General features: G+C 66.4%; 16 protein-coding genes and 1 pseudogene. 9 read left to right on the top strand and 8 right to left on the bottom strand.

Translation table 11 applies throughout. The annotated features are described in order from the left end of the window. Positions 1–13 precede the first annotated feature (13 nt). A complete protein-coding gene (locus C7401_RS28365; RefSeq protein ID WP_112174744.1) occupies positions 14–2,524 on the bottom strand; it encodes an FUSC family protein in 2,511 nt (836 codons plus the stop codon). A 110-nt stretch (positions 2,525–2,634) separates the two neighbouring features. Next, positions 2,635–3,288, bottom strand: coding sequence for a VC0807 family protein (locus C7401_RS28360; protein ID WP_112174743.1), 654 nt, complete (start codon positions 3,286–3,288; stop codon positions 2,635–2,637). 202 nt (positions 3,289–3,490) lie between these two features. Here C7401_RS28360 and arfB point away from each other — a divergent pair, with 202 nt between their 5' ends. Next, positions 3,491–3,895, top strand: coding sequence for an alternative ribosome rescue aminoacyl-tRNA hydrolase ArfB (arfB, locus tag C7401_RS28355; RefSeq protein ID WP_112174742.1), 405 nt, complete (start codon positions 3,491–3,493; stop codon positions 3,893–3,895). A gap of 6 nt (positions 3,896–3,901) precedes the next feature. Here the strand turns inward: arfB and C7401_RS28350 are convergent, their stop codons facing one another. From C7401_RS28350 to C7401_RS28335, 4 genes are all read right to left on the bottom strand, one after another. Next, positions 3,902–5,218: a sensor domain-containing phosphodiesterase gene (locus C7401_RS28350; RefSeq protein WP_112174741.1), complete on the bottom strand. Its 1,317-nt coding sequence runs from the start codon at positions 5,216–5,218 to the stop codon at positions 3,902–3,904. A gap of 239 nt (positions 5,219–5,457) precedes the next feature. Further along, the gene (locus C7401_RS28345; protein WP_112174740.1) at positions 5,458–5,718 is read right to left on the bottom strand and encodes a DNA-binding protein; all 261 of its coding nucleotides are present in this window, start codon (positions 5,716–5,718) and stop codon (positions 5,458–5,460) included. Positions 5,719–5,999: 281 nt separating this feature from the next. Beyond that, positions 6,000–6,236, bottom strand: coding sequence for a hypothetical protein (locus C7401_RS28340; protein WP_112174739.1), 237 nt, complete (start codon positions 6,234–6,236; stop codon positions 6,000–6,002). Positions 6,237–6,395: 159 nt separating this feature from the next. Continuing rightward, positions 6,396–7,091 carry a YdcF family protein gene (locus tag C7401_RS28335; protein ID WP_112174738.1) on the bottom strand — a complete coding sequence of 232 codons (696 nt, stop codon included), beginning with the start codon at positions 7,089–7,091 and terminating at the stop codon, positions 6,396–6,398. A gap of 349 nt (positions 7,092–7,440) precedes the next feature. Here C7401_RS28335 and C7401_RS28330 point away from each other — a divergent pair, with 349 nt between their 5' ends. Then, entirely contained in the window at positions 7,441–7,755 is a 315-nt protein-coding gene (locus C7401_RS28330; protein ID WP_069267881.1) for a hypothetical protein, read from the top strand. Between the two features lie 323 nt (positions 7,756–8,078). Here the strand turns inward: C7401_RS28330 and C7401_RS44545 are convergent, their stop codons facing one another. After that, positions 8,079–8,366, bottom strand: coding sequence for a hypothetical protein (locus tag C7401_RS44545; protein WP_133254608.1), 288 nt, complete (start codon positions 8,364–8,366; stop codon positions 8,079–8,081). Positions 8,367–8,798: 432 nt separating this feature from the next. After that, positions 8,799–9,194, bottom strand: a pseudogene (locus C7401_RS28320) (transposase); the annotation flags it as partial. Positions 9,195–9,619: 425 nt separating this feature from the next. Here C7401_RS28320 and C7401_RS28315 point away from each other — a divergent pair. From C7401_RS28315 to infB, 7 genes are all read left to right on the top strand, one after another. After that, positions 9,620–10,522 (top strand): LysR family transcriptional regulator, encoded by a 903-nt coding sequence (locus tag C7401_RS28315; RefSeq protein ID WP_112174735.1) that lies wholly within the window; start codon positions 9,620–9,622, stop codon positions 10,520–10,522. 109 nt (positions 10,523–10,631) lie between these two features. Further along, entirely contained in the window at positions 10,632–11,831 is a 1,200-nt protein-coding gene (locus tag C7401_RS28310) for a pyridoxal phosphate-dependent aminotransferase (RefSeq protein WP_112174734.1), read from the top strand. 382 nt (positions 11,832–12,213) lie between these two features. Next, the gene (scpB, locus tag C7401_RS28305) at positions 12,214–13,203 is read left to right on the top strand and encodes an SMC-Scp complex subunit ScpB (RefSeq protein WP_112174733.1); all 990 of its coding nucleotides are present in this window, start codon (positions 12,214–12,216) and stop codon (positions 13,201–13,203) included. A gap of 62 nt (positions 13,204–13,265) precedes the next feature. Beyond that, entirely contained in the window at positions 13,266–15,095 is a 1,830-nt protein-coding gene (gene rluB, locus C7401_RS28300) for a 23S rRNA pseudouridine(2605) synthase RluB (RefSeq protein WP_112174732.1), read from the top strand. Positions 15,096–15,626: 531 nt separating this feature from the next. Continuing rightward, positions 15,627–16,085 carry a ribosome maturation factor RimP gene (gene rimP / locus C7401_RS28295; protein WP_112174795.1) on the top strand — a complete coding sequence of 153 codons (459 nt, stop codon included), beginning with the start codon at positions 15,627–15,629 and terminating at the stop codon, positions 16,083–16,085. Then, positions 16,082–17,557 carry a transcription termination factor NusA gene (gene nusA, locus C7401_RS28290; protein ID WP_069267875.1) on the top strand — a complete coding sequence of 492 codons (1,476 nt, stop codon included), beginning with the start codon at positions 16,082–16,084 and terminating at the stop codon, positions 17,555–17,557. Before rimP ends, nusA begins: the two co-directional genes overlap by 4 nt. A gap of 155 nt (positions 17,558–17,712) precedes the next feature. Next, positions 17,713–20,670 carry a translation initiation factor IF-2 gene (gene infB, locus C7401_RS28285; RefSeq protein ID WP_112174731.1) on the top strand — a complete coding sequence of 986 codons (2,958 nt, stop codon included), beginning with the start codon at positions 17,713–17,715 and terminating at the stop codon, positions 20,668–20,670. Positions 20,671–20,846 lie beyond the last annotated feature (176 nt).

The raw sequence follows: 20,846 nt of genomic DNA, 5'->3' as shown, positions 1-20,846 counted from the left end.
GAAGCGGCGCGCCTTATTCGTCCGGTAGCCGGATGATGCTCGCGTCCTTGCGGATGAGCCACGACGCCGCAATCATCTGCTTGCATTGATGCGCGAGCAGCTTGAGCTCCTGGGCGAGCTCCGCCGCTGCGCCGAGCGTGCGCTCGGCTTCCACCACCATCGTATCGAGCTCGCGCGTGAGCTGCTTCGTGATGTCGATCTGATCGGCGGGCGAGGGCGTGCCCGCTTCGGCGGCGACGAGGTTTTCGCGCACGCACGAGAGGGCGCGTTCGAGCGCATCGAGTTTGATCGCGGGCTGGTCGGGGCGCGCGGTGCTGCGCAATAGCGGCGCCGTGGCCGTGATCTGCGAGGCGAGCACGTGGCTGCGCACGAGCAGGTCGTTGAGCTCGGGCACGAACTTCTGCGCGGCCTTCGGTTCGAGCATCATGCGCTGGAACGCCTGGCCCAGGTTCGCGAATGCCACGTGCACGTTCTTGCGCGCGAGCCGGTAGCGGAAATCGCGCGCGAGCGAAGGCGCAGCGGCGCTTGCGCTTTGCGTGGCCTGGGCCGCGCTTTTCGTACTTGTGGCACCTGCGGCACCCATCGGCGGCGGGTCGTCGAGTGCCATGGCCCCTGCGCCGTCAGCGAGCGCGACCTCCGCGAGCGCGACGGCCGGCTCGTCCACCACGCTCGCCGCATTCGCCGAGGCGCTCGCCATGCCGCTCTGCACCGCACCTGTCATCTCGCCCGGGAGGAGGTTCGCCGCGCTGCCTGCGCCCGCCATCGCGCCCGCTCCGGCGCCCGCGAACACGGGCTGCGGCGCGCTGGTGCGCCCGCTCCACCACCAGCTCGCCTCCAGATAGCTGCGCGTCGCGGCGATCATGTCGTGCACGAGCTTGCCCATCAGCCGGTATTCCCAGTAGGGGAACAGATGGCTCGCGGCGATGGCGATCATGCAGCCCACCACCGTGTCGATCGCGCGCTCGCCGATGATGCGCATGCTGCCGGGCGCGAGCAGATGGAACATCAGCAGCACATAGGCCGAGGTGAACACCACGCTCGCCGTGTAGTTGAAGAGCAGCAGGCTGTAGCTCATCACCATCGCCGCGAACATCGAGACGAGCAGCACGAGCGGCTGCTTCACGAGCAGGATCAACGCAATGCTCGCGATGCAGCCGATCAGCGTGCCGACAATACGCTGCGCGTTGCGCTGGCGCGTGAGCGAATAGCCGGGCTTCAGAATGATGATGCTCGTCATCACGATCCAGTAGGCGTTCGTGAGCGGCAACAGGCGCCCGAGCCAGAAGCCCACCGCCACGGCGATCGTCACGCGCAGCGCGTGGCGAAAGCTCGGCGAGGCCATCGTGAGGTTCGAGAAGATTTGCAGGTAGGGCACGCGGCGGTTCGTCACGAAGCGCGCGAGCGCCTCGTCGATGCGCAGCTCGGTCTCGGTGGTCGGCACTTCGCTCGCGAGGCTGCGGCGCATGCGGTCGATCAGTCGGGTGGCGCTCCAGATACGCCGGAACGATGCCGAGATCGCCGCGTAAGCTTCCGGGTCGGTGGCGGCCAGGTCGCGCTTTTTCAGTTGTTCGAGTTCGTACTCGATGGCGCGCAGTTCGGCCTTCACGTTCACGCTTGCGCGCGGCGCTTCGTTCTGCAACACCGCGAGGCCGATGTCTTCGAGATCGGCGGCGGCCTTGCGGATCAGGTCGCGATAGAACACGAGCAGGTCCGAGCCGCCGAAGGTGTTGCGCACAAGCGGATAGTCGGTGTGCGCGCCCACGAACAGCTCGTGAAGGTCGACGGTGTTGATGAACAGGTTGAAGTGCATGGCGCGGCGCGCATCGATCTTGCCCGCCCTGAGCTTGGGCAGGTTGCGCAGCACGATGTCGCGCGCGGCGTCCTGGCGCTCGACCGCCGCGATCTGTTTCGCGACCAGGTTGCGGTAGCACTCGTCGAGATCGTTGTCGAGGTCGAAGAACTGCGCGCGCGCGAGCAGATAGTCGGCGCACGCGAACACGCTTTCCGCGAGCGCCTGCTGCTCGATGCGGTTGATCATGAACTGGCTGACGAGCGTGGACCACGCCGTGTACCAGAGACCGCCCAGCAGGATCCACAGCGCATTGACGAGCGCGAGGTGCGGTGTGAAATGCTCTTCGAGCGTCATCACCATCATGAAGAGGGTGGCGAAGCTGATTTGCGGCCAGCGGTTGCCGTAGACCACGATCAGCGAAAGCACGAAGGTGAGCGGGACGACGGTGGCCCACAATGCGATCGGACTGAAGGTGGCGAGGCCGGTGGCGTAAGCGGAGAGAAAACCGATCGCGCTGCACGCGAGCATCTCGTTGCGCTTGTACTTGAGCGGCCCCGGCATGTCGACCACGCAGGCGCCGAGCGCGCCGGTCGAGATGGTGAAACCGAGCTCGCTCTGGTGGAACACGAACAGGCAGAGGACGGCGGGAAGCGAGATGCCGATCGCGATGCGCAGGCCGCCGTAAAAGTACTGGCTATAGAGGAATTTCCTGATTTCTACGGAGTAGCGCATCGACTGCCGGGAAGTTCGAGAGCGGACGGTACGCCGCGGACTGTGGCGCTGAGTCTAACTGATTTCGGGCACGATCTGACCGTCGTTGCATGCGGGCTTTCCCGCGCGCGTCAATCGACGCTGAGCGTGCTGGCGTCGCCGAGCAGGCCATGCGTGCCGCGTATGCGGCGCATGCGCGTGCGATACCAGAAGGTCCACGCCATCAGGCCGCCGAACACGCCGTAGCCGATGATGGGCGAGACGACGAGAAAGCGCTCGATCGGCCAGGTGGCGGCAAGCCAGGTGCGCAGCGCCGAGTCGGCGCACAAGCCCACGCCCCACACGAGCGTGAGCAGCCGCATGGCGGCGGCGAAACTGGGGTTGTCGGCCCAGAGCAGTTCGAGCCGCGCGACGCCCTCGCGCGTTTCGCGCGCGACCGTGGCGCGCGTGAGATAGAACACGAGCGGCCGCTTGCCCAGCAGCGAGCACAGGAAGGTCACGCCGATCGCGCCCGCGGCGAGGCTCTCGCGCATCAGCAGCACGCGTGTGCTGCCGCCGAACGCCATGGCGAGCAGCGAGAGCGCGATGCCGAGCAGAATGACGGCCGAAAGCGCGTCGACACGCCGAAAGCGCACCAGCTCGACGATGCTCCAGGCAAGCGGCGGAACGGCGGAGGCGATGAGGCCGCCAAGCTCGCCCCAATGCGGTTGGGCGAGACGGTAAGCGACCCAGGGAAGCAGCAGGTTGACCGCCAGTTCGGCGACGAATGCAGGACGCAGCTTCATCGGTTGCGTGCTCCTGAAGGGTTCAACCGGGAGGATGTCCGGATTATGGTTCATGCGCCGTGCGGCGGCAAACCCACAGCGCGGCGGGTTGTCTCGTTTGATGCATTTCGCGTACCTGCCATCTTCACTGCGCCCGGCTCGCCGCGCGCGCGGCGCTGTGCGACACTGCCGCGTGCCGTGTCCGCCTGGCTTCCTTTCGCTTATGACCCACCGCGCCGCTATCCCGTTGCAGGAAATCGAACTCGTTGCCGTGCGCGCCCAGGGCGCGGGCGGCCAGAACGTCAACAAGGTGTCGAGCGCGATTCATCTGCGCTTCGACATCCGCGCCTCGTCGCTGCCCGAGGTGCTGAAGATGCGCCTGCTTGCGCTCGCCGACCGGCGTATCTCGCGCGAGGGCATCGTTGTCATCAAGTCGCAGGAATACCGCACCCAGGACCAGAACCGCGTGGCCGCGCTCGCGCGGCTCGAAGAACTGGTCGACAGCGTGAGCGTCACGCGCAAGGCGCGCGTGGCGACCCGCCCGACACGCGCCTCGAAGCAGCGACGCCTCGACGCGAAGGCGCGGCACAGCGACGTGAAGGCCGGGCGGCGGCGCATCGCCGAGTGAACCGCGTCAGGCGCGCCGGCCGTTTTGCTGACGCGACGGCCGCTCGCGCGGCCCGTGCTCGGGCGGAAAGTCCGCGCACAGCACATGTGTCGCACCGCCGAAGTCGAGGGCGATGGCGGCCGTGTAGCAGAGCTCGCCGTCGTTGAGCGAGTAGTGCGGTCCCATCACCGCCACGCGTCCGGGCGCGGCGAGCGCGCGCCGGAAATATTCGCGGCGCGACCAGTTGCTGTCGGTGTCGGGGTAGAAGGGCGCGAGGCGCGCGGGCGGCCCGACGCCTGGCGCCGCGATCGAGGGCGCGTGCTGCTCGCCATGCTCGTCGGCGGCGAACACGCGCTGCGCGTGACTGCCGCCGTCGCCGAAAATCGCCGCGGCGGCCGCTTCGAGCGTGCCGCCGCCGGTGAGCACGCGTGCGCCGACCAACATGGTGTGCGAGAGCGCGCCGAAGTTGATCTGCTCGATGATCTCCGTGCTGCGCTGGTACTGCGCGAAGCGTTGCCACATCGACTGCGCGAGCGCGGGCGCGGCGGCGCCCGCCTCGCGCACCGAGGCCTGCGGCTCGCCGAACCAGAACCCCTGCACGAGATCGACGTCGGCCTGCATCAGCACCATCAATTGCGCTTCGGTCTCGACGCCTTCGGCCAGCACCATCGTGCCCGCGTGATGCAGGATCGAGATGAGTTCCGCGATGAAGGCCACATGGTTCTCGCCGCTCGCCGCGCGCGTGACGAGCGAGCGGTCGAGCTTGACGATGTCCGGGCGGTAGCGCCAGACGCGATCGAAATTGGAGAAGCCGGCGCCGAAGTCGTCGAGCGCAACGAGAAAGTCGCGCCCGCCCGCGGACGGGCGTTCGTCGACGAAGGAGCTGTGCTCGTCGCCGCCGCGCTGCTCGAGTACCTCGATCACCACGCGCTCGTGCGGGAAGTCGAAATGCCGGCACAGGCCGTCGATGGCCGCCTGCGCGGGGTCTGCGGCGCGCGCGCTGCGCGGCAGCGTGTTCAGGAAGATCCAGCCGGTGTCGATGCCTTGCTCGACGAAGTTCGCGAGGTGCAGGCAGCGGGCGAGTTCATCGAGTTGTTGCGCCTCGGCGCCGTCGGCGCTGGCGAACAGATCGGGCGGGGCGACGGCGTGGCCTGTGGCGTCGGTCACGCGCAGGAGCGCCTCATATCCCACTACGCGCTGATGCGTGATCGAAAGCACGGGCTGGAACGCGCTGTCGAGCGCACAACCACGCCACTGCGCGCCCCAGCCGCCGGCGCGCGGCTGCAACTGGGCGAGCAGGCTGGTGGCCGGAGTCGCCTTTGCGTTCGACGTATCGTTCGACATGGCTCGGGTCGCGCGGGGGCGCGGTGCGTTGGCCTGCTGGGACCGGTGGGCCCCGTGGACTGCGCCGGGCGTGTGCCGTATGTCGCAGACGCCCGCCCGGCGGCGGTAGGTCTTGCCGTCAAGTGTACGGACTATCGGAAAATTGTGCGCGCACGCGGCGTGCCTGATGCGCCGCGTGCGTCGACCGGTCTTTCGCGCCGTGTTGCGCGCGGTCTGCCTGGTGTTTTGCCCTGTGCCGCTCAGTGCGCCGTGCCGGGCACGTCGAGGATCAGGATGATGGTCCAGTCGGCATCGCCTTCATGATGGTACTGACGTTCCGCGACGATGAACGGCTGTTGCTTGCCGGCCGGGCCGAGGAACAGCACGTCGCCTTCCATCGGCAGGCACTCGATGGGGGGCAGTGCGAGATAGGCGTCCTGATTGCCGCCGCGCGGCATCAGTTTTTCGATCTTGCGGGAAGCCGCTTCGGTCCATTCGATGTCGAGCTGGATGTTGCTCATTGTGTATCTCCGCGCGTGGCGCGCACAGGGGTTGGGCCTGGCCCGGCCGGGGCTGTCCCGGTGGGCCGGATTCGAGGTGCGCGACTTTAGCATACCGCGCCCGCACGGCCGTGGGAGGCCGCTGCGAACATCGGGACGGCCGCCGGAGCGCAAACGAAGGCGGCAACCAGCAGGGCCAACGGGAAATCGCCAACAAAAAAGCCGACGACGGGACGACCGGCATCGGCTTCGTATTTTCGGGAAGCGCAGCCCGCGTGCGGCGGGCGGCGCGACCCGCGCGCTTACTGGGACTGCGCGGGCTTCTTGTGGTGCGACGAATGGCCCGACTTGTGGTGCATGGCGGGTGCCGCCGGTTGCGGGGTCGCGTCCTGGCGCTGTTGCAGGGCTTGCGCGCGTTGCAGGACGTCGTCAGCCCTTGCCGGATCGGTGCTCATCGTGATGCCGTTGTCCGACTGCGCATACGCGGCGCCCGTCAGCGCGGAAAGCGAAATCAGGACTGCGAGGGACACTTTTTTCATCGCTACCTCCGAAGGAGTGGTTTATGGACCCAGCCGGTACCTGTCCAAGCAGGATGGACATGTCATTCTAACGAGCAAATACTCGCCCCAGATGACATCGCGTAAGGCGTCCGCGCAGGAGTTACATCTGGTTACATCTGGTGTGGCATATCGGTCACCCTAGAACCAGCCAATCATCCGATAGACATAAAACTGCGCAATCCCAATCAATTCGTGGAGCGCGGTTTCGGCCGATTCGAGATTGGCCGCGCGTGGCAACAGGCCGCGCTCGACCCGGCGCACGCTCGCGACCGCGGGCAGCGGCTTCATGTCGAAGCGCCGGAAATCGAGCATCGCGCGTCGCATATGGTACGAGGAGGTCACGAGCAGGAGCGTGTCGGCGTCCTCGGCGCTCACGATGGGGGTGACGTTGCGGGCGTTTTGCCAGGTCGTGAGGCTCTGGTTCTCGAGGACGAGATCGGCGCGCGGCACGCCGGCGCGCAGCAGGTAGGGCGCATAGTTGTCGGCTTCCGCGCTCGCGTGGTGTTGCGGATTGCCGCCGCTCACGATCACCCGGCACACGCCCTTCGCTCGGGCGCATTGCGCGTGCAGCGAGGCAGCGAGCGCGATGCGCGCATAGACGTCGCGCCTGGGCACCAGTTGCCCGTTGCGATCGTCGGTGCCCCCGCCCAGCAGGACGATGGCGGTACGCGGCCCAAAGCTCGCCGGGCCGATCGTCGCCTGATCGTAGGGAGTGCGATACATCTCGGGTTGTGCGAAATCGAGCAGCAGCCCGGACAGCCAGCCCGAGGCGAGGAGCCAGAAGACGAGCACCGCGCAGGCGGCGACACGCCAGCGAGCGCTGCGCCACAGCATGGCTAGCGCAATAAATAGCGCAAACAAAACGATTAGAATCAATTTGGATGAGGTAACGTATTGTTTTCGGGAAGATGTGCGTCCAACCGCCCTTTGCGCCGCGAGCGTGGCGTGGCGCTGGCCGTGCGGAAGGCGGCGAATCCGCTTTCACGGGGGCCCGGATAACCGCAGTCCCTGCCGCCGCGCAGTGTACGGACAGGGCGCATGCGCCCGTGAGGAGACGCGAGGGCACGATGTCGCAGCCCGTGGCACTTGCGCCGAAGCCGGTTCGCGACGGGGCCGGACTGGCTCCGGTCTGGCTCGAATCGGGCTTGATGATCGCAGGACTGCATTTTAAGAAAGAAGTGAGATGACCACGTATTCCAACGAAGCAGTACTCGAAGCGCTGCGGCGGGTGCAGTATCGGCAGGTCCCGTGGGCGCGTCGTCCAGAGGTGTTCCAGTATTTGCGCGATCTCGGCATGATGGATATCGTCCGGCAGCGCACGGTTGCGCCGGCGCCGGGTTTTCATGCTCCGGTCGACATCGCGGTGCTTACCGATCGCGGGCGTGCGGAGTTCGCGCGTCTTGCCCGCGACGAGCGCACTGTGCAGTGGAGCGCTCACCGCGTGGCCGACTACGTGGCCGAGCGCGTGCCGCAGTCCGGTCTCGAGGCGAGCCAGTAATTCGACCGCACCTCCACTGTGGTTTGATCGCTGTCCGACTGCCGTTCGATCACCGTGCGGCCGAGCCATCTGTCTTGTCCGGGCTGCCCCGACACTTCCCGCTCCCTTCCCGTATTCTCCCACCTCGTTGTCGCCAAAAAAAAGCCCGCATCGAAAGATACGGGCTTACCGGAATTACTGCTGCCACGCTGTGCTTAATGGCTAAGGGTAGACCGCCCGCAACGCGAGGTGGTTCCCAGGGGCAGGGTATATGCTGAGTCGGCATGGCATCGGGATCGGGGCTACGCGCTCAGCAGTGCTTCAGTGATTTCGCTGCGGCCGCTTCAACGGCGCTGTGGCGGCTCCTGCCGTGGCGGCGCGCTGCGGCGCGCGTTGTCGGCAATATCGCCACGCAGGTCTCCACGCGGCACGGGCCGGTTGCCGGCCTCTTCGCCCGGCGCGGCAGGCGGCCACGCATGGGCGCCGGTGCGGGAGATCGACCAGTTCGGTACAGAGGCGCGCGGCGGCTGGGCCGAGGCACTCAACGACACGAACGACGCCGTGGGCGTGAAGAGGGCGAGGGCTAACAGCGAAACCATGATGCCCCGAATGTGCAGGTTCATGGATTTCATGGCGGCTTCCCGTCAATCCAGATTCTTGACGTTAATGGACATGCTCTAAGCTAACGTTGCGCGCGAAAGCATGCTGTAAATATTCGTAAATAGATGTATCGCACGGGCGCGCGCGATCGTTGCGCGCGCAGCGATGCGGCGGCGATCAGGGCTCAGGTGGCCGCTCAGCAGCCAATCAGGTAATCAGGCAGGTAATCAATCAGGCGGGTAAACCCGATGCCTGAAGTCGCAAGAGAGACGCAAGGGGCGACCCGCGGCGCCGGAAATGGCGGGGTGGGGAAAATGGGGGCGAAAGGGCGTTGCCGTGAGAACCACAAAGCGGACTGGCGGACCCGCCGACTGCCGTCGGCACGATCGCCAGCCCGATCGGTGGCCAGATAACGCGCCGGGCGCACGAGGCGCCCGGCGGGTAACGATTCAAGCGCGTGCTCAGGCCATCTTGACCGGCGCGCGCCACGATTCCGGATTGGTCCAGAATGCGCCGCGCAGGCGATCGCGGCTCGGCGGAGCGGGCGGCTTGGTGGCCGTCGCACCGATACGGCCGCGCAGCGAAATCTCGCGCCCGTTCGAGCCCAGTCGCTTGACGATCTCCGCAAGCGTGCCGTCTGCCTGCCACTCGTCGAAACGGCGGCGGCAGGTCGGCGGCGAGGGATAGCGGCCCGGCAGCTTGGACCAGCCTTCACCCGTCGACAGCACCCAGAGCACCGCGTTGACCACAGCACGCGCTTCGACGCGAGGCCGTCCGCGCCGCTCGCTCCGTGCCGGTTCAGCACAGAACAATGCCTCGACCAGCGCCCATTCGTTGTCTCTCAAATCGTCGAACAGCATCATGTTTCACCTCAGCGAAGCTATCTCCGGTGCGCTGCCCCGCGCTGCGCACTCTTCATGTACTCCCGACCGGATGCCGGAGTACCAGGCGGGCCCGGATGGATCGAACCGGGCTACTTGCTGCCGGTACGTCCATCGAACCTGTGCGTGCCTTAATGCGAAAACCGTGCCAGCACGTACGTTCTCGTCTTGAAGCCGCGTGGCGCCAAGCCCGCGCGGGAGATTGCCAGGGGCGTATAAGACTCGAAAACACTTGCCGAGAAAATCGGGAGAATCACCAATCTTGTGCAAAGAGGCCCGTCCGGCGTGCGTTTGCGCCTTATTGCTGCATTGCGGCGAACAATGGGCCGTGCGATTCCTCTACCCGTAACGATGGGTATCCGGCATAAAATCGCATGAAAACGGATGATTCATGAGGGAAGTGGATGAATGTGACGCTGCGGCAGTTGCGGGTGTTCATCGAGGTTGCCCGGCTTCAGAGCTTTAGCCGGGCGGGCGACGAAATCGGCCTCACGCAGTCGGCGGTGAGCCGCTGCGTGCGCGAGCTGGAGACCGAGATTGGCGTCAAGCTCGTGGACAGGACCACGCGGGAGGTGCAGCTCACCGATGTCGGGGCGAACCTGATCGCGAGCATTCCGCGCCTGCTCAACGATCTCGACGACGCGCTGCGCGAGATTCGCGAGATCGGCGAGCAGCGGCGCGGCCGCGTGGTCGTGGCGGCGAGCCCGACGGTCGCGTGCCGCCTGATGCCGGAAGTCGTGGCCGCGTGCGGGCGCCAGTTTCCCTATATCACGCTCGGGCTGCGCGACGACGTGCAGAGCGATGTCGTGCGCAAGACCCGCTCGGGCGAGGTCGACTTCGGCGTGATCATCGGGCCCTTTGCGGCGGAGGATCTCGAAACGCAGTGCCTGACCACCGATTCGTTCTGCGTGGTCGTGCGCGGCGACCACGCGCTTGCGATGAGCCAGGAGGTGTCGTGGAAGGAACTCGACGGCGAGCGGCTCGTGATGCTCGACTACGCCTCGGGCAGCCGCCCGCTCATCGACGCCGTCATGAGCGAGCAGGGCGTGCACGCACCCGTGGTGCAGGAGCTGGGGCATCCGGCTACCGTGTTCGGTCTCGTCGAGGCGGGCGTGGGCATCAGCGTGCTGCCGTGGCTTGCGCTACCCGTGCCGGCCGGCGCGTCGTTGCTCGCGCGCCCGCTCGTGCCGCGCGCCGAGCGCACCGTCGAGCTCGTGCGCAGGCGCGACCGCTCGCTCTCGCCCGCGGCCGAGGCGGTCTGGTCGCTGATCCGGCAACGCTCCGGCCAGTCCGGGGCACAGTCCTGATCACAACCTCGAACGTATCGTGCCGTTACGCGCGGAACTGGCCCTCGTTACGCCGGGCCGCGCGCTACACTTCACGTTTTCCCACAATGTGTGTGATCCGGAAATTCCGATGAGCGATCTCGATCCGTCGTCCTCCGTCTCCCTGCCGCGTGAAGCGGTGCGTGCGCTGCGCTCCTCGCAGATCCGCGAAGTGGCGAATGCCGGTTTTGGCGTGCCCGACGTGCTGCCGTTCTGGTTCGGCGAGTCCGACCGCGTGACACCGCCGTTCATCCGCGAGGCAGCCGCCGAGGCGCTTGGCCGCGGCGACACGTTCTACACGCACAACCTGGGCATCGCACCGCTGCGCGAAGCGCTTTCGCGTTACGTGAGCGCGTTGCACGGCGCTACGCCGGTGGACAACATCGCGGTGACGAGCGCCGGGGTGAACGCGTTGATGCTTGCCGCGCAGCTCGTGGTCGGCGCGGGCGACCGCGCCGTGGCGGTAACGCCGCTATGGCCGAACCTGGTTGAGATTCCGAAGATTCTTGGCGCGGCGGTCGAAACCGTCTCGCTCAGCTACGGCGAGCGCGGCTGGACGCTCGACCTCGACCGGCTGCTGGCGGCGCTTACGCCCGAGACGCGCCTGCTGATGATCAACTCGCCGAATAACCCGACCGGCTGGGTGATGACGCGCGACGAGCAGCGCGCGGTGCTCGAACACTGCCGTCGCCACGGCATCTGGATCGTCGCCGACGAGGTGTACGAACGCCTCTACTACGGTGACACCGGAGAGCGCACGGCGCCTTCGTTCCTCGATATCGCGTCGCGCGAAGAACGATTGATATGCGTCAATTCGTTCTCGAAAGCCTGGCTCATGACCGGCTGGCGGCTCGGCTGGATGGTCGTGCCGCCCACCTTGACCGACGACCTCGGCAAGCTGGTCGAGTACAACACCTCGTGTGCGCCGTCGTTCGTGCAGCAGGCCGGCATCGCGGCGGTGCAGCACGGCGAGACTTTCACGCGTGAGCTCGTCGCCGATCTGCGCGCCTCGCGCGACCATCTCGCGGCGGCGCTCGCCAGGTTGCCCGGCGTCGACGTGAAAGTGCCGCATGGCGCCATGTACCTGTTCTTCCGCCTGCCGGGCGCGCAGAACAGTCTCGAGCTGTGCAAGTCGCTGGTGCGCGACGCGGGTCTCGGGCTCGCGCCTGGCAGTGCGTTCGGGCCGCAGGGCGAGGGCTTCGTGCGCTGGTGCTATGCGTGCGACCCGGCGCGGCTCGACGCGGGCGTCGAGCGTCTCGCGCGCTACCTGGAGGCGGTTGGAGCACGCTGAGCGTGCGGTGAATGCGCCGTGCATCGACGCGCATCGAGGTGGTGCACGGCTGCTGCGCGCGCACCGCGAAGGCGCGGCGCGCCTGGCGGGGAGGTCGCGGTAAAACGTGGCCTTACGTGCTGGAAAGCGTCTTTACGCACCCGGCGTTTTTGCGTAATATGGCGCTCAGTCTAGCGATTCCCTGCGGGAAATTCGCGGCTCCCTCCGGCTGGGTCTGGCACTTTGCCTGCTTGTGCGTCGTTTAGCGGCCCCCCGGTGCGTGCTCCCATCAATATGACCGATCAGAATCGGGCGAGCGCGTCTCCAGTTCCATATCGTCTTTCGTCTGTCTGATCCGGTTCCTTGAACCTGATTTACCTTACTTAGGGTCTGACCTGGCTGCATGAATACCCAAGAGGCGAAAATCGTCCTCGAGACTGCATTGATCTGCACGCAGGAGCCGCTGAAGATCGGCGAACTGCGCAAACTGTTTGCCGACGACATCTCGGTCGACACGGTCCGTAACCTGCTCGAAGACCTGCGGCACCAATGGTCCGGGCGCGGCGTCGAGCTGGTGGGGCTCGCGTCGGGCTGGCGCTTTCAGAGCAAGCCGGCCATGCGGACGTACCTCGACCGGTTACACCCCGAAAAGCCGCCGCGCTATTCGCGCGCGGTCCTCGAAACGCTTGCGATCATCGCGTACCGGCAGCCGGTCACGCGCGGCGACATCGAGGAAATTCGCGGCGTCACGGTCAACACGCAGGTCGTCAAGCAGCTCGAAGACCGCAACTGGATCGAAGTGATCGGTCATCGCGACGTGCCGGGCCGCCCGGCGCTCTATGCGACGACCCGGCAGTTCCTCGATGATCTCGGCCTGAAGTCGCTCGACGAACTTCCGTCGCTCGACGATCCGTCGAATCAGCTTGGCGAGCAACTGCTCGCGCAGCACGCCATCGAGTTTCCCGATAGCGCCGCGGCGCAATTCGTGGCGGACGGTCCGCCCGAGACGGCCGGGGCGGAAGTGGCGACCCAGGCCGGAGCGCCGGGCGCGGAAGATGCGCCGGTGTCCGCACAGCAGGACGAAGCCGCCGGGCCGCTCGCCAGTGAGACGAACGAGGCGCCGGGCGCATACGCCGCACATGCAGCGCAAGAAGCAGGCAAGGCGGACGAAGCGGACGAAGGGGCCGACGTGAACGCAGTGGCAAGCGTCGCCGAAACCGCCGCGCAACACGATGCACACCTCGCGGAGCAAGGGGCCACCCCGGACGCTCACGCGCAGGCAGCCGCGCATGAACCTGATGCGGCCGGCGCAGAACACGAAGACCGCCGCGACGCGGCGCAGGACGACCCCGTCTCGACGACGGACGACGAAGCCGCTCGCCGCGGCATCTGAAGCAACAAGCATTTTTGACGCGCCCCGCAAGCGGGCGCGCAACCTGACATTTTGAGGTTGTTTTGACTGATATCCACGACACCGATTCGACCGATGCGTCCGAATCCGCGCGCCGCACGTCGTCCGCACGCGACGACGACTCGCGCGCCTCGCAGGCCGAAGGCAACGCGCCTGGCGCCGAAGCCCAGGGCGGCGAGGGCGAAGAGCGTCCGCGCCGCGGCCTGCGCCGCGGGCCGCGCAGCTTGATTGCGCGCCGCCGCGCGGGCGCCAAGGCGAAGTCCGGCGAAGGCGTGCCCGCCGAGGGTGCGGAAGCGTCCGCAGCCCCCGCCGCGACGCAAGCGCCGCAGGACGGCGCGCCGGCGCGCGCACCGCGCAAGGACGCGGGCGCGAAGAAGCCGCGCCGCCAGAGTGCGGAAGGTGGCGCCAATCAAGGCGAGCGGCAAGGCGAACGCCAAGGCGAAAATCGCGGTGAGCGCCAGCAGGGCGCGGGCAACCGCCAGAAGGGCCAAAAGGGCCAGAAGCGCCCGGGTCGCGGGGAAGGTCAGCAGGCCGCGGTTGTTGCAGGCGAGGCGAATCCGGGCAATCAGGACGATCTGTTCCTTTACGTCACTTCGCCCGCATTCGACGCCGACAACGGCGCCGGCTCGGGCGTGCACGCGCCGATGCTGCGCCGTGGTGGCCGCGCCCAGCAGCCCAAGCGCGTGCTGAGCCCGGACGACGACGCGCCGAAGCTGCACAAGGTGCTCGCGGACGCCGGCATGGGTTCGCGCCGCGATATGGAAGAGCTGATCATCGCCGGGCGCGTCTCGGTGAACGGCGAGCCCGCCCACATCGGCCAGCGCATCCTGCCGACCGACCAGGTCCGCGTGAATGGCAAGCCGATCAAGCGCAAGCTGCAAAACAAGCCGCCGCGCGTGCTGATCTATCACAAGCCGACCGGCGAGATCGTGAGCCATGCCGATCCGGAAGGGCGTCCTTCCGTGTTCGATCGCCTGCCGCCCATGAAAACGGCGAAATGGCTGGCCGTCGGCCGCCTCGACTTCAACACCGAAGGTCTGCTGATGCTCACGACCTCGGGCGACCTGGCAAACCGCTTCATGCACCCGCGTTACAGCGTGGAGCGCGAGTACGCGGTGCGCGTGGTGGGCGAGCTCACGGAGGGCAATCGCCAGAAGCTGCTCAAGGGCGTCGAGCTTGAAGACGGTCCGGCAAACTTCCTGCGCATCCGCGACGGCGGCGGCGAGGGCACGAATCACTGGTATCACGTCGCGCTGGCCGAAGGCCGCAACCGTGAAGTGCGCCGCATGTTCGAGGCGGCCGGCCTGATGGTGAGTCGCCTGATCCGCACGCGTCACGGCCCGATCGCACTGCCCAAGGGTCTGAAGCGCGGCCGCTGGGAAGAGCTCGAAGACAACGAGGTCCGCAGCCTGATGGCGGCGGTCGGTCTGAAGGCGCCGAGCGAGGAGAAGGGCAACGGGCGCGGCAAGGAGCAGGAGCGCCGTCAGCCCGATCCGATGCAGACGTCGATGGGCTTCATCAACCGCGAGCCGGTGCTCAGCTCGCACGGTGCGATGAACCAGCCGCGTCAGGGCCAGGGTCGGCGCGGCGCAGCCGGTGGTTTCGGCGGCGGCGCCGGGGCGGGCTCGGGCTTCGGCGCGGGTCAAGGCTTCGGCGCTCGCGGCGGCAACCGCGCGGGCGGCCGCGACGTGGACGGCAACCGTGCGCAGGGCGCCGGCAAGCGCGCAGGCGGCAATGCTAACGCCAACCCCAACGGCAACCGCCGCGGCGGCCCCGGCAACAACGCCAGCGGCAATCGCGCCGGCGGCAACGCCGGGGGCAACAATCGCGGCGGTCAGCGCGGCACGCCGCGCAATCGCACGCGCGGTCATTGACGAGGCGCGACGCGCAGCCGCAAGGCCGCTGCGCTCGCAAGCGCATCACGCGCGAAAAACGCCTGAAAATCGCCCCGGTTAGTCCGCAAACAGCCGCAAAAGGCTGTCCGGGCTTGCCGGGCGATTTGCGTAAGTGGCCAAAAAAGGCTAGAATCACGGAGTCGCTGGGCGTGCGGCTGTTTTATCTGCGCTGTAATACGCGCCCCAGGTGCGACCACCTGGCTAAGTGAGAGGATGGGCGTTTCGCCCATTTTTTTTTGGTCCGCCCCAAATGGAATCCCGGTAGGGATGAGGAATCCCGGTAGGGATGATGGAATCCCGCCAGGGATCCCGAAATATGCCGACGTTTGACGCTCGGCATTGTCAATTCTGGGGCCGCCAATCAATCGGCTGGGTCGTTCGTCATCGTGGGGCAGGTAGGTGAGAAGCGCGCGCGCTCACCTGGCGCGCGGCCCGCGAATCCCTGGCGAAGCAAGAAATAAAGCTAAGGAAGTTGCCGGCCCGCTGCGCAGAACATCTGGAGTGGGCATTGTGCAACTGACGGAACTGATTGAAACCACGGTCACCGGACTCGGTTACGAGCTGGTCGACCTCGAGCGCACCGGGCGCGGCATGCTGACCATTTTCATCGATCAGCCCGCGGGGATCGCGATCGAGGACTGCGAGAAGGTCACGCGTCAGCTGCAGCACGTTCTGACGGTCGAGAACATCGACTATGAGCGACTCGAGGTCTCGTCGCCCGGTCTCGACCGTCCGCTGAAAAAACTGGCGGACTTCGAACGCTTCGCAGGCTGCGAGGCGGTAATCACGTTGAAAAAGCCATTGGACGGACGGAAATCGTACCGGGGCATCGTGCATGCTCCCGAAGGCGAGACCATCGGTCTGGAATTCGAAGGGAAGGCGGGGCCCGCGATGCTTGATTTCACGCTCGCGGACATCGATAAAGCACGCCTTGTCCCCAAAGTTGACTTTAGGAGCCGCAAACAATGAGTCGCGAAGTGTTGATGCTGGTGGATGCGCTGGCACGCGAGAAGAATGTCGACAAGGACGTGGTGTTCGCCGCCCTTGAAGCGGCGCTTGCGTCGGCCTCCAAGAAACTCTTCGACGAAGATGCGGATATCCGCGTGCATATCGACCGCGAAAGCGGCGAGCACGAAACGTTCCGCCGCTGGCGCGTCGTGCCGGACGAGGCGGGCTTGCAGGAGCCGGACCAGGAAATCCTGCTGTTCGAAGCACGCGAGCAAGACCCCGAGGCGCAGATCGACGGTTTCGTCGAGCAGCCGGTGCCGTCGGTCGAGTTCGGCCGTATCGGCGCGCAGGCCGCCAAGCAGGTCATCCTGCAAAAGGTGCGCGATGCCGAGCGCGAGCAGATCCTGAACGACTTCCTCGAGCGCGGCGAAAGCATCATGACCGGCACGGTCAAGCGCATGGACAAGGGCAACTTCATCGTCGAATCCGGCCGTGTGGAAGCGCTGCTGCGCCGCGACCAGTTGATTCCGAAGGAAAACCTGCGCGTGGGCGACCGCGTGCGCGCGTGGATCGGCAAGGTCGACCGCACCGCGCGCGGCCCGCAGATCGAACTCTCGCGCACGGCGCCCGAGTTCCTGATGAAGCTGTTCGAGATGGAAGTGCCCGAAATCGAACAGGGTCTTCTGGAGATCAAGGCGGCGGCCCGCGACCCCGGCGTGCGCGCCAAGATCGGCGTGGTGGCTTACGACAAGCGCATCGACCCGATCGGCACCTGTGTCGGCATTCGCGGTTCGCGCGTGCAGGCCGTGCGCAACGAGCTCGGTGGCGAAAACGTCGACATCGTGCTATGGTCGGAGGATCCCGCCCAGTTCGTGATCGGCGCGCTCGCGCCGGCTGCCGTGCAGTCGATCGTCGTCGACGAAGAGAAGCACTCGATGGACGTCGTGGTCGACGAGAGCGAACTCGCGGTCGCGATCGGCCGTAGCGGCCAGAACGTGCGTCTGGCCAGCGAACTGACCGGCTGGCAGATCAACATCATGACGCCGGACGAATCCGCGCAGAAGCAGAACCAGGAGCGCACGGTGCTGCGCGACCTGTTCATGGCGCGCCTCGACGTGGACGAAGAAGTCGCCGACATCCTGATCGACGAAGGCTTCACGAGCCTCGAAGAGATCGCCTACGTGCCGCTCAACGAAATGCTGGAAATCGAGGCGTTCGACGAGGACACCGTGCACGAACTGCGCAACCGCGCGCGCGATGCGCTGCTCACGCAAGCCATCGCGAACGAGGAGAAGGTGGAAAGCGCCGCCCTGGACCTGAAGAGTCTGGACGGCATCGACCCGGACCTGCTCGCGAAACTGGCGCAGCATGAAGTTCACACCCGCGACGAGCTCGCCGAGCTGGCCGTGGACGAGCTGGTCGAAATGACGGGAATGGAAGAGGACGCCGCCAAGGCGTTGATCATGAAGGCACGTGAGCACTGGTTCCAGTGACCCGGTAACGGGAAACTGCATCAGGGCGCGACGAGCAGGAAGCGACCATGACCCACTGAACTGAACGCGGCGGAGCCTTGCAGGACGCGAGGCGCCTAAGGCCGCATGACCCGATGTCAACCGCAAGGAATCGGTCCTTGCATTAAGAGGAATGAATGGCGAGTAACAACGTAGCCCAATTTGCCGCGGAACTGAAAATGCCTGCCGGCGTGCTGCTCGAGCAGCTGCAGGCGGCGGGTGTGACGAAAGCGAGCGAGAGCGACGCTTTGTCGGAAACCGACAAGGCGCGTCTGCTCGATCACTTGCGCAAGTCTCACGGCTCGACTGATGCAGACAAGCGCAAGATCACGCTGACGAAACGGCATACGTCGGAAATCAAGCAGTCCGATTCGACGGGTAAGGCACGCACCATTCAGGTCGAGGTGCGCAAGAAGCGCACGTTCGTCCGCCGCGACGAGTCCGCCGGTGAGGCGGACGCATCGAATCATGCCGCCGACGCAGCAGTGGCCGCCGAAGAGGCGGAATTGCAGCGCCGCGAGGAAGAAGCACGCCGCGAGGCGGAGTTGCTGGAGCGTCAGGCTCAGGAGCTCAAGGAGCGCCAGGATCTTCTGGCGCGTGAAGAGTCCGAGCGCCGTGCGCGCGAAGAGGCTGCCGAAGCCGAGCGCCGCCGCGCCGAGGAAGAAGCAGCGAAGAAGAAGGTAGCGGCCGAAGCCGCCGCTCGCGAACTGGCCGCCCAGGCCGTGGCCGCGCAGCGCAACGCCGAAGAGCAGGCCAAGGAAGTGAAGCAACAGCAGGATCAGCAAGACGAGCAGCGCGCCGCCGCCGAGCGCGCCGCGCAGCGCGAAGCAGCCCAGAAGGCCGAGGTCGCCGCACGCGAAGCCGCCGAGAAGGCGCAAAAGGAACAGGACGAGATCGCTCGCCGCCGCGCGGCCGCCGAGGCCGAAGCGCGGGCGATCCGCGAGATGATGAACACGCCGCGCAAGGCGCAGGTGAAGGCGCCCGAGCCGCCCAAGCCGGTCGAGCCGCCCAAGGCTGCCGAAGCCAAGGGCACGCTGCACAAGCCGGCCCGTCCGGAAGGCGCGGCAGCGCGTCCGGCAGGCGGTGCAGGCGCCGGTGCGAAGAAGCCCGCCACGACGGCCGCGCCCTCGACGAGCGCGCCGGGTGCGGGCGCGGGCGACCGCAACAAGAAGCCGGGCGCAGGCAAGGGCGGCTGGCAGGACGACGCAGCGAAGCGCCGCGGCATCAAGACGCGCGGCGATTCGTCGGGCGGCGTGGATCGCGGCTGGCGCGGCGGCCCGAAGGGCCGTGGCCGTCACCAGGACGCTTCGACGTTCCAGGCGCCGACCGAGCCGATCGTGCGTGAAGTGCACGTGCCGGAAACCATCACCGTGGCCGACCTCGCCCACAAGATGTCCGTGAAGGCGTCGGAAGTCATCAAGGTGATGATGAAGATGGGCCAGATGGTCACCATCAACCAGATGCTCGACCAGGAAACGGCGATGATCATCGTCGAGGAACTCGGCCACCGTGCGGTTGCCGCGAAGCTCGACGATCCGGAAGCGCTGCTGGTCGAAGGCCAGGCCACGGCCACGGACGCCGAGCAACTGCCGCGTCCGCCGGTCGTCACCGTCATGGGTCACGTCGACCACGGCAAGACCTCGCTGCTCGACTACATCCGCCGCGCCAAGGTCGCAGCGGGCGAAGCGGGCGGCATTACGCAGCACATCGGCGCTTACCACGTCGAAACGCCGCGTGGCGTCATCACGTTCCTCGACACGCCGGGTCACGAGGCCTTCACGGCCATGCGTGCTCGCGGTGCGAAGGCAACCGACATCGTTATTCTGGTGGTCGCGGCCGACGACGGCGTGATGCCGCAGACGAAGGAAGCGATCTCGCACGCGAAGGCTGCGGGCGTGCCGCTCGTCGTGGCGATCAACAAGATCGACAAGCCGGATGCGAACCTCGATCGCGTCAAGCAGGAGCTCGTCGCGGAAGGCGTCGTGCCGGAAGAGTACGGCGGCGACTCGCCGTTCGTGCCGGTGTCGGCAAAGACGGGCGCGGGCATCGACGATCTGCTCGAAAACGTGCTGCTGCAAGCCGAAGTGCTGGAACTGAAGGCGCCGGTCGAAGCGCCGGCCAAGGGCATCGTCATCGAAGCGAAGCTCGACAAGGGTAAGGGTCCGGTTGCAACGATCCTCGTCCAGTCGGGTACGCTGAACCGTGGCGACGTCGTGCTGGCCGGTAGCGCCTACGGCCGCGTGCGCGCCATGCTCGACGAAACGGGCAAGCCCACGAAGGAAGCGGGTCCGTCGATCCCGGTCGAAATCCAGGGTCTGTCGGAAGTGCCGGGCGCGGGCGAAGAAGTCATCGTGCTGCCGGACGAGCGCAAGGCGCGCGAAATCGCGATGTTCCGTCAAGGCAAGTTCCGCGACGTCAAGCTCGCGAAGCAGCAGGCCGCGAAGCTCGAAAACATGCTCGAGCAGATGGGCGAAGGCGAAGTGCAGAACCTGCCGCTCATCGTCAAGGCCGACGTGCAGGGTTCGCAGGAAGCGCTGGTGCAATCGCTGGTCAAACTGTCGACCAGCGAAGTGCGCGTGCAGATCGTGCACAGCGCCGTCGGCGCGATCAGCGAGTCGGACGTCAACCTGGCAACGGCTTCGAAGGCGGTCATCATCGGCTTCAATACGCGTGCGGATGCACAGGCGCGTAAGGTGGCCGAGGCGAACGGCATCGACATCCGCTACTACAACATCATCTATGACGCTGTGGATGAGGTGAAGGCGGCGATGTCGGGCATGCTGGCGCCGGAGAAGCGCGAGACGGTCACGGGTATGGCGGAAGTGCGCCAGGTGATCCGCGTGCCGAAGGTCGGCCTGATCGCGGGTTGTATGGTCACGGACGGTTTCGTCAAGCGTTCGTCGTCGGTGCGCGTGATCCGCAACAACGTGGTCATCCATACCGGCGAACTCGACTCGCTCAAGCGCTTCAAGGACGACGTCAAGGAAGTCAAGCAAGGCTTCGAGTGCGGTATGTCGATCAAGAACTTCAGCGACATCGTCGAAGGCGATCAGTTCGAAGTGTTCGAGATCACCGAAGTCGCGCGTACGCTGTAATACGGCGGCGCCCGCGGGCAGGCCGTCATCGGCCGCTCGCGGAGCGATGCGCGGGATTTCCCGATAACGGGCGGGGCGGGCACTGGCCGGCCCCGCCCGTTTTGTTTTTGCGCGGCCGTGTGCGCCTTCATGGACGCAACGCCGCCTGTATGCCTCGTAGATAAAGAGGTGGAACC

This window comes from Paraburkholderia unamae, from assembly GCF_003268775.1.
Taxonomy (GTDB): domain Bacteria; phylum Pseudomonadota; class Gammaproteobacteria; order Burkholderiales; family Burkholderiaceae; genus Paraburkholderia; species Paraburkholderia unamae.
This window is presented reverse-complemented; position numbering and strand designations above follow the sequence as displayed.

Bases quoted from the DNA above. Each gene is read 5' to 3' on its own strand.
- C7401_RS28330 (WP_069267881.1), top strand. From the start codon at position 7,441: ATGACCACGTATTCCAACGAAGCAGTACTCGAAGCGCTGCGGCGGGTG.
- C7401_RS28365 (WP_112174744.1), bottom strand. From the start codon at position 2,524: ATGCGCTACTCCGTAGAAATCAGGAAATTCCTCTATAGCCAGTACTTT.
- C7401_RS28360 (WP_112174743.1), bottom strand. From the start codon at position 3,288: ATGAAGCTGCGTCCTGCATTCGTCGCCGAACTGGCGGTCAACCTGCTG.
- C7401_RS28310 (WP_112174734.1), top strand. From the start codon at position 10,632: ATGAGCGATCTCGATCCGTCGTCCTCCGTCTCCCTGCCGCGTGAAGCG.
- C7401_RS28345 (WP_112174740.1), bottom strand. From the start codon at position 5,718: ATGAGCAACATCCAGCTCGACATCGAATGGACCGAAGCGGCTTCCCGC.
- C7401_RS28335 (WP_112174738.1), bottom strand. From the start codon at position 7,091: ATGCTGTGGCGCAGCGCTCGCTGGCGTGTCGCCGCCTGCGCGGTGCTC.
- C7401_RS44545 (WP_133254608.1), bottom strand. From the start codon at position 8,366: ATGAAATCCATGAACCTGCACATTCGGGGCATCATGGTTTCGCTGTTA.
- arfB (WP_112174742.1), top strand. From the start codon at position 3,491: ATGACCCACCGCGCCGCTATCCCGTTGCAGGAAATCGAACTCGTTGCC.
- C7401_RS28315 (WP_112174735.1), top strand. From the start codon at position 9,620: ATGAATGTGACGCTGCGGCAGTTGCGGGTGTTCATCGAGGTTGCCCGG.
- nusA (WP_069267875.1), top strand. From the start codon at position 16,082: ATGAGTCGCGAAGTGTTGATGCTGGTGGATGCGCTGGCACGCGAGAAG.
- scpB (WP_112174733.1), top strand. From the start codon at position 12,214: ATGAATACCCAAGAGGCGAAAATCGTCCTCGAGACTGCATTGATCTGC.
- C7401_RS28340 (WP_112174739.1), bottom strand. From the start codon at position 6,236: ATGAAAAAAGTGTCCCTCGCAGTCCTGATTTCGCTTTCCGCGCTGACG.
- C7401_RS28350 (WP_112174741.1), bottom strand. From the start codon at position 5,218: ATGTCGAACGATACGTCGAACGCAAAGGCGACTCCGGCCACCAGCCTG.
- infB (WP_112174731.1), top strand. From the start codon at position 17,713: ATGGCGAGTAACAACGTAGCCCAATTTGCCGCGGAACTGAAAATGCCT.